Here is an 820-nt window from a genome sequence, read left to right on the forward strand (position 1 = left end):
CGCGACCGAACCCGCTAGTAATAAAAGTGCGATGATCCATGGAAATTGTTTAGCGAGCATGTTTACTAAAATCCGCGACGATTCATAATGTAATTGTTATTAAACGGTGCCGTCATACAAATAGTTTGACGCACGATTTATAAACTTATCATAAAGGTGCGCCAGAGAGTGAGTGGTGCGTTAAATTTTGAAGTTGTTGATTAAGGCTTCAAGGTTCTGCGTGCTAGACATAAGTTGATCACTTGCTGTCAGAGATTCGTCAGCATTTGTTTGAGACTGAGCTCCAAGTTGAGATATTTGTTGAGCGCTGTTTTGAATGTGCTCGGTCATCATTGACTGCTCTTCGGCGGCGCCTGCAATTTGCTGGCTCATCGCAACAATGCTTCCTACGCTGTTTACGATTTGTTCGAGGGCCGCGCTGACTTCAGCGCTGTGTGAAACCGTTTCATCAGTCGTTTGGTGGCTCTTGGTCATTGAGTTGACAGCAAGACCAACACCTTTGTGGAGTTTGTCTACCATTAAATCGATATCTTCGGTCGACTTTTGAGTGCGCTGTGACAAGGTTCGTACCTCGTCAGCTACCACGGCAAAGCCGCGTCCTTGTTCTCCAGCTCGAGCAGCTTCGATCGCGGCATTCAAAGCGAGAAGATTGGTTTGCTCTGCAATGGCTTTAATCTCGACCAATGCATTCGTAATTTCTTTACTGTCGTCCGATACCTTGTGGATGTGGTCGACAGAAAGTTTTATTTCGTTCGCTAGGCGATCAATAGCTGTAACGGTTGCTTGAACGATCGATTGTCCAGTTTGTGCACGTGCCTCA

General features: G+C 46.0%; 1 protein-coding gene. It reads right to left on the reverse strand.

Annotation, left to right across the window (positions count from 1 at the left end; all coding sequences use genetic code 11):
* Positions 1-180: 180 nt before the first annotated feature.
* Positions 181-820, reverse strand: a 640-nt coding sequence (locus A3738_RS07350; protein WP_231876564.1) for a methyl-accepting chemotaxis protein, incomplete at its 5' end; no start/stop codon positions are given.

Source organism: Oleiphilus sp. HI0066 (assembly GCF_001635725.1).